At 54.5% G+C, this 7,680-nt stretch carries 4 protein-coding genes and 1 pseudogene; 4 read left to right on the forward strand and 1 reads right to left on the reverse strand.

The genetic code is table 11. The features are described from left to right. Window positions 1–317: 317 nt before the first annotated feature. Window positions 318–857: pseudogene (locus NP534_RS24280) on the reverse strand (IS5 family transposase); the annotation flags it as partial. A gap of 303 nt (window positions 858–1,160) precedes the next feature. Between NP534_RS24280 and NP534_RS24290 the strand changes: the two are divergent. From NP534_RS24290 to NP534_RS24305, 4 genes are all read left to right on the forward strand, one after another. Next, on the forward strand, window positions 1,161–1,883 hold the full coding sequence (locus tag NP534_RS24290; RefSeq protein ID WP_274100395.1) for a class I SAM-dependent methyltransferase: 723 nt from the start codon (window positions 1,161–1,163) through the stop codon (window positions 1,881–1,883). A gap of 199 nt (window positions 1,884–2,082) precedes the next feature. Further along, window positions 2,083–3,468 (forward strand): hypothetical protein, encoded by a 1,386-nt coding sequence (locus NP534_RS24295; RefSeq protein ID WP_274100396.1) that lies wholly within the window; start codon window positions 2,083–2,085, stop codon window positions 3,466–3,468. 246 nt (window positions 3,469–3,714) lie between these two features. Beyond that, window positions 3,715–4,299 carry a hypothetical protein gene (locus NP534_RS24300; protein ID WP_274100397.1) on the forward strand — a complete coding sequence of 195 codons (585 nt, stop codon included), beginning with the start codon at window positions 3,715–3,717 and terminating at the stop codon, window positions 4,297–4,299. Window positions 4,300–4,837: 538 nt separating this feature from the next. Beyond that, window positions 4,838–7,108: a KAP family P-loop NTPase fold protein gene (locus NP534_RS24305; RefSeq protein WP_274100398.1), complete on the forward strand. Its 2,271-nt coding sequence runs from the start codon at window positions 4,838–4,840 to the stop codon at window positions 7,106–7,108. Window positions 7,109–7,680: the final 572 nt, after the last annotated feature.

A 7,680-nucleotide genomic window follows, 5' to 3' on the forward strand; every position in this document is an offset into this window, starting at 1 on the left:
AGTCTTTAATCGCTCGACATGAGTTGCCGCTTTTATTTGATCGTTCTTAACAATTTCTTTTGGATCTGTGCTTTTCATATGTCAACCTAAATTGAATGCGGTTAAGTATTAAGTTATGGCTAAGCTCTGGTTTCAGTCAACTGCAGTGGGTGTCTCGATAGATTTTGTCATTTGTTGTATGGACCGTTTGGGGATACTCACGTGGCAATTCGGCACGTATCGCTGATTTTTCGGTCACTCGTTGGCGAGGGCCCGCAAACCACGGGTTATGGATTTTTGCCTAGTGTAGCCCGTGCACCGTTGGTGTAGTGTTCGTCCTAGGCCCTGTACGAAATGAGGTGTCGTAAACACCGCCGGCAGCAGGCCAGTGTAACCATCGCGGCATAACTTGTTGTGAGTTTGCAGTAGCGGGTCGCCAGACGGCGGTGTTCCTTCAGCCAGCAAAACAGACGCTCGATGACATTCCGCTCTCTGTACTCGGGCTTGACGAGTAGTCGAGGCAAACCGGGCTTCGGTTTCCGCCTCATGGCGCGGTAGGGAATGACAGGTTGCATGCGATAGCGATCGCAGTACAGGCGGAGTGATTCAGCATCGTAACCCTTGTCTGCCACGAGTTTGCGGCATCGCTTGCGAGGCCTGCCCCAGCCTGTATGCACTTGAACACCATCAAGTAGAGGCTGTGCATGCGAGATATCGCTGGCCTGCCCGCCGGACAGGCTGAAATGCATTGGTACACCTCGGGCGTCGCTGACCATATGAATTTTCGTCGTTAATCCCGCCCGACTTCTCCCGAGTGCATGGTCCGCCGGTTCTTCTGCCCCTTTTATGCCTGCTCCAGTGGCGGCCCGGGTTGCTTTGAGCCTGCTCGCCCAGGGTGCCGAGCGTCAGAGTGGATAATGACTAAGCAAGCGGGCATGAGGCCACAAATTATCGTTTGTGATCACGCAGATGGACTTGACCTTAGCAAAGACTATAGCTTCGGTGATTTCGTGAGGGAGCAGTGGCGTACACAAGGTTTCATTACTGACTGATTCTCGGCTTTGAAATATTTGCTGACAGACTGAAGTCTCAGAGACTTCAGGTGCGTAATGCGAAGGTAACAATTACGTGTTATGAAACCTCTAGTACTTTTACTTTTTGATGTATCTTAAGGAAGAAGCATGTTTGAGACTTCGAATGCCATTCAGTATTCCGAGATCTGGGAGAGCGAGTCCCAATCGTTTGAGTCGCACAGCGTCTACAAGCGGCTCGCGCAGGATATCCCTCTTGAGCGTGTGCTGGAGGTCGGTTGCGGTATTGGCAACGGTACGAAGCATCTTGCCGAGGGACGAGCCGTCCTGGCGTTGGACAACAACGAACACCTGATCGCCAAGGCCTCGGCGCGGCTGAAAGAAGCCGGTCAGAGCGCGCAGATTCACCACTGTGACCTCTTCGAGCTCAACGATGAAGATCTCAAGGTCATCGCGGATTTCCAGCCCAAGGTGGTCGTGGCATGGTTTATCGGGTCGCACGGGGATGACATCAACGCACATACCGTTGGCGAGCCGAACGTCTTCGAGAAGGCCAAGCTGTACCGTGAGCACATCGAGGACATCGTTGTCTCGCCCAAGGTATCTGTTGACTCCGTGGAGATCATCAACTTGGTAAGCCGGGGCGGGTTGGCAACCTCTGCCAGCGATGCTCAGATCTTTGAGAGCCAAAAGGCCGACTATGACGAGCACGTGTTCGGGCCTGTAGGTTTTGAGGTCTACGATGTGAAAGTGTCTCGCTGGGATCGCACCGGCAGCACTTTCCTATACGGACAAGCTCATAACCCCAACTTTGCGGGTGGCGAAACTACTCAGGTGATCACCTCGATCTTCGCTCGTCGCAAAACCTCATAACGCCTCCAGTGTACCCCATCCTGCAAAGCCCGGCCTCACTGCTGGGCTTTGTTGTTTCTGCCTGCTAGCTGATCCAGTAGGGCAGGGTGACGGGGCAACCTGCTGGAGGCGTACTCGGCCATGGAAGTCGCGTTTAGCGGCTGGTGGCAGTTTGATTGTGCAGCGCTTACCCTCAGTGCACTGCAAGGAGGATGTGGCTATGGATCTGGTTCGGCAGATAGAGCGTTCGCGTATCAAGGCGTTCTACAGGCTGTTGGTCGAAAGGCTTGGCGAGCAGGCCTGGGCGAAGCGCAAGGCTGCCTATGAGGCGCGCGTACGCGAGAAGGAAGATAACCTGAACCTTGCTCTGCCGATCGAGCTTCAGCTCTTCGAGCCGGAAGATGGGGACGTTGACTGGTACATCCTAGCATGCGAGCAGGCCTATGATGTGCAGGAAAGCGATTCCGCCTACAGCAGTAAGCGCGTTTACCCCTACGCCATGGCGATTGGCTCTGTCGCTGAGCAGATTCGCAACATCCCGTACGTCGGTGGTGTTCTGGACAAAATGTTGGCGAACAACAACCAGCCCGACACCCAGCTCTTTGAGCTGCTGACCGCCGCGTTCTACCTGAAAAACGGCTACCAGGTTTTCTTCCTTCCGGAGATGAGCATCACCTGGCCGGACGGAAAGACCAAGAAGACCCCCGATCTGCTCGTCCAAGCAGGTAACGCCAGCTTCTATGTCGAGTGCAAGCGAGCTGCCCACCAAACTAGGCACTCGTTGGAAGAGCGGCAAGCTTGGGCTCGGATCTGGGCGAGACTTAGCCTCCACCTGCTGAAGGTTGCGCCCTGGAGCATTGTTGATGTCACGTTCCATGACCAGGTCGCACAGGCGTCGGTAGAGGACGTGATCAGGGTGGTGGATGTAGTGCTTGAGAAGGGTGCGGGTCAGGCAAGAATCGGATCGATCAGTGTCGAACTGCGTTGGGTTGAAAGGGGGCCACTTGAGCGTCATTATCGCCGCTTCTCCGTCCGCCCCAACAGCCCGCAGCATGAGTCACTGGTGTTCGGTGACGTCGACAGCAACGAGAAGCGCAGCATTGCGACGATCGCGGGAGGTATCGTTCGCGCTGGCCCTCCTGATAGCATTCTCAACATCTTTGTCGAGAACGTTGCGAATTGCGTCGCGGCTCAGTGGCGCTGTGACTATGAGATTTCGCTCGGGCTACGCTCGAAGCACTTCAAGAGCCTGATCAACGACGCGGTGACCCAGATCCCACCTGACAAACCTGGTGTCATCCACGTGTTCTATGAAACCCGTGATGGCATCGTGATCGAGGAGATGAGAAGGGCGAAGAACATCGACAACGTCGCGAACTACGATGCGTCCGGTACAACGGTGGCCGGCGTTCTCTTGCACGCTGTGAACTACTACCCCTTGGAGAGTGGCTACCAGTGGGCTGAAACCACGCAGGATTTCGCCCGTGTTTCTGACCTCATGGATCTCTACCCTCGGCAGACCCTGATGCTTTCGTCTGGCACCACGCGTGAAGTGGAGGGCGATACCCATTGGGGGCAAGACAAGGCCTCTAAGAAGCCGCATTAGCTCTCTTGAATGCCAAGATCGTTCTAGTGAACGCGCGTCGACCGCACCCCGGTCAAGATGGCCCCTAAGGGTTTTTTGAAGCACGAACTGGTTGGCTACCGGGTCACCACGCAGCGGAACGAGCGGCTGTAATTCAGGGGGGCCATCCTAGTGGATGCCTGATTCGGAAGGTAGGCCCACCTCGCACGCCATTGCTTGATATATTGGTAAATCTGGCGATCGCGCCGTTTCGAATAGGGATGAGGAATGGGTATAGCGGAGTGGGTATCAATTTTCATGGCTGTGATTGCTGTCGCGACGGCCATAGTCACATATGCCGTTTTCCGGTCGGCCACTGATCCGGTTGTGATCGTCTACGCCCAACCCGACCTGCAGCGACAGTCAATCATTAATCTTTTCATCGAAAACATCGGACGTGGGGCGGCTCACGCAATCACCTTTCGTACGAGTCGTCCACTACCTCACCAGGCTTTCGGGATTCAACAGCCGGTGGAAATGCCAGAGGCAATGACATCAGGTGCCATTGTCGACGGAGTGCCCTTTCTCGCGCCCGGGCAGCGAATTTCGATCACTTGGGGGCAGTACGGAGGATTGACGAAATATATTGGCGATGAAGCTATCCTCGTTGATGTTCTTTACTACCGGGGCCGACACAAGGGGTTGTTCGCGAAAAAACTTCAAGCTGCGTCGAACCTGGACGTAAGGATTTTTGGCGGTTCTGAGTCTGCAGAGCACGGTTTCGGGCCTGATCTGGTAAAGCAGTTAAAAACCCTCAATAGCACGATGACGTCGATTGAGAGACGCTTGCGGCAGGGATCAGTGTCCCACTGAGCACGCTCGCCCGCCGCGTTAAATTTCTCCGATGGGCGTACTGACCATGCCTACAAATGCCTGCTGATTGTAAACTGCTACTGCATAAGTGGGTGTCGCCATGAGGCGTGCAATGCACCTTTGGTGGGCTCTGAGGTTCATTGGGCGTCTGCGAGGACCAATCGGCTGACCAATCCGTTTGGACAAGCGTTAGCAAATAACCGGCCAGCAAAAAGCGCAGATAGATGAATTTCGGCAACAGTATCCGATCCAGCAACTTGAGTAGCCGCTTAGTATCGCCACGCCCTAAGGAGCAGCCGAAAACCATGCGGGACCGTGTGCAGTGCTCGGACGGCGAAAATGCCGATCCGAAGCGCGGCACGGTTCCGCAGCAGGGGAATGCCAATATCTCGAGCGCATACTCCGCGCAGATGTATCAAACGTTGCAAGCCAAGTGTCAGCGCATTCAGGCATCAGAGGTGGTGTGTGACCGACCAGAATGCGGCATACAATTGCAGCATTAATTTTGACGCTAACTCGTTCAGTCTAGGAGCTGTTGATGAACCACGATGAGCTGCGTTTTGCCCATGATCGACCGATAGCTCGACAACAAGACGATCTGCTTGATCGAGCCGACTTTGCCCAGCGTCTGGCGTGGGCCGTCAGCTCCTGGCAGAACCAAGAAAGTTTGGTCATCAGCCTTACGGGCAGTTGGGGAAGCGGCAAGAGCTCGATTAAAAATATGACTCTGGAGCAGTTGACGAACAACCAAGGCTGCCAGGTGATTGAGTTCAATCCCTGGCAATGGGCGGGACAAGAAAAGCTCAGCAGTGCGTTCTTCGAAGAGGTCTCTCGGGTGGTTCAGCGCCACGATCCTACCGAAGCTGACAAGGAATTGGCCAAAGTGCTTCGGCGTTACGAGCGTCGCTTGAACGCGGGGGTTAACGTCCTCAACCAAACTGCTAAATGGGCGCCTATCCTGCTCGGTTCAGCCTTAGTGACAACCGCACTGGGCACGGTCGCTGAAGGTACAGCTGCACAGATGACCATCTGGACACTCAGTGCCGTAAGCTGGCTCGGAAGTATCGCCCCTTGGCTGAAACAGGGAGCGGAATGGTGCCTTAGAAAGTCGAATATCTTGGAGCAGCAGGCTAAGGATAATGAGTTAACCCTCAGTCAGATTCGCGCGCAACTGCAGCAGTTACTCAGCGACCGGCAACAACCGCTGTTGATTGTCCTAGATGACCTAGACCGTCTGTCGACCGAGCAGTTGAAAGCCATGTTTCAGCTGGTTAAGGCACACATGGATTTCGCCAATGTGGTGTTCCTCTTGTTGTTCCAGCGCGACACTGTCGAGCAAGGTCTCGAGCGAGCGGGCTTTGACGGAGCGGATTATCTGGAAAAAATCATCCAGGTACCGTTCAGCGTCCCGGCAATCTCGGGTAGTCAGCTTGAGGAAATTCTTTTCAGCAGGCTGAATGCCATCCTGGACAGTGAGCCGCAGCTGCAACAGCGTTTTGATAAAACATATTGGGCTGAGATGTTTCAGCGTGGTATGCGTCCTTTTTTTGGCAACTTACGTCACGTCTATCGCTACGCCTCGACTTTGGCGTTTCACTGCCGGCTGCTACGCGGCACCGAGGTAGCGGAGATCAATGCGGTCGATCTATTTGCCTTAGAGTGCCTCCGGATTTTCGCCCCGGAGACCTACGCAGAAATGCCGCGGCACAAAATGCTCCTCACCGGCAGCGAGCCCTACGCTCGACAAAATGAAGCGCAGCGTAACCGTGTTATTGAAGTGATCGACCTATTGGTGAATCTCGCTCCAATGCCTCATAAGCCAGCAACCCGTCGGTTGCTGAAGGAGATGTTCCCGACCCTCGACTGGGTGTTCACTAACACCCATTACGACCAGCCAATCCAGCTTCGCTGGCTGATTGACTCTCGAGTATGCTGCGAAAAGGTGTTTGATAGATATTACGAAATGTCGATTCCTGCACAGGAGCTACCTAATTCGCTATTACACGAGTTTTCCCGACGAATCACCGAGCCAGAGAACTTCGCAGCGTTACTGGTCACTTTTGAAGACAACCGCCAATCGGAAATTTTGCAGCGCTTGCTGGGCCTTGTGGACGAGTTTCCGCTCGAACAGTCAGCGACAGTTGTACAGACCTTGCTGCGAGCCGGCGAACGAGTCGGTCGACGCATGTCTCACACCTTCTTTTCCCCTCGTGAGCGGGTGTTGCGATTGCTACGCCTTTTCCTGAAGCGTCATGAGCAGGAGAGTGTGCGAAGCCAACTGGTCATCCAGGCGTTTAACGCTTTGCCCAGCTTAGTCGTTGCGCATGATCTGCTGGCCGCAGACTACGCTTTGCGGCGCAGAGGCGATATCGGCATATTCGACGATTTGGGACTGGAGCAGTTGAAAAGCCTGTATATAGCCACTGTGCGTGATGTGGCAGACAGTGATCCCGATGCATTTCTGGCTGACGAAGACGTTGCGTCATATCTCAATGACCTCAATCGCTACAGCGAGACAGATAATGAGGGCCGCGGCTGGGTGGTCAGACATGTCACCTCACCGACCCGATTCCTTCAGTTCGCGCGTGCATACACTAGTTTTCAAAGCATACCCACGAGCAATGGGGATACTCGCACGGCCTACATCTCGCATAGCACACTGGAATACATGATGGGGCTCACTCGCGTCTCAGAATGGGTTGTTCAATTGGAGTCCATACCACTGAGTGGGGCAGGTCTAGAGACGTTAGCGTTGGTAAAGGTGGCATTGGAACGTCATGCGCTGGATGCGACAGCCACGCAGGAATGATGCGTGGGCGATGCGTTGTATCGGCAGCGCTTGGTATGGTCTGTATGGCCAGCCATTGATAGCGTGTGCGGAGCGCACGATCGGCTTAGACCTACTCTCATTCCGTAGCCGGTCAATGGCAGGGAGAAAGGCGAGAGCAGCTCCCAGCCAAAGGAGTACCGCCAGACATGGCCCGTGACCACTGCCAATTAACGTCAGATCGCCCTACAATTCGTTACTAGCACTAACTGAGACGGCGGTTGCAGGTAGCGTTCATAGCGTCCTAGCCACATGCGTCGAAGCGCTGATAAACACCAAGTCGGATAACAAGATGGAAAGGATTCTTCATGACTGCAGGTAGCAAAAGCCAATCCACTTCCACCGAGCTGACTGGCGGCGCTGGATTTAACTACGAAGACCAAGTGGTGGCCTACTACCTCGCGGCGCTATTACTCGAAGGGCACGCAGCGGGTTGTACGGGGGTGGTCACATCAGTCGCGGTCCAACAAGCGGCTGCTCACCCGATGGATGACGTAGTGGTGGAAATGATGGATGTAGCTGGCAGACGGGTACTTGGCCTTCAAGTTAAACGC

The organism is Pseudomonas sp. 39004, from assembly GCF_028682155.1.
GTDB lineage: Bacteria > Pseudomonadota > Gammaproteobacteria > Pseudomonadales > Pseudomonadaceae > Aquipseudomonas > Aquipseudomonas capeferrum.

Coding starts and splice junctions, on each gene's coding strand:
- NP534_RS24290 (WP_274100395.1), top strand. CDS start 1,161: ATGTTTGAGACTTCGAATGCCATTCAGTATTCCGAGATCTGGGAGAGC.
- NP534_RS24295 (WP_274100396.1), top strand. CDS start 2,083: ATGGATCTGGTTCGGCAGATAGAGCGTTCGCGTATCAAGGCGTTCTAC.
- NP534_RS24300 (WP_274100397.1), top strand. CDS start 3,715: ATGGGTATAGCGGAGTGGGTATCAATTTTCATGGCTGTGATTGCTGTC.
- NP534_RS24305 (WP_274100398.1), top strand. CDS start 4,838: ATGAACCACGATGAGCTGCGTTTTGCCCATGATCGACCGATAGCTCGA.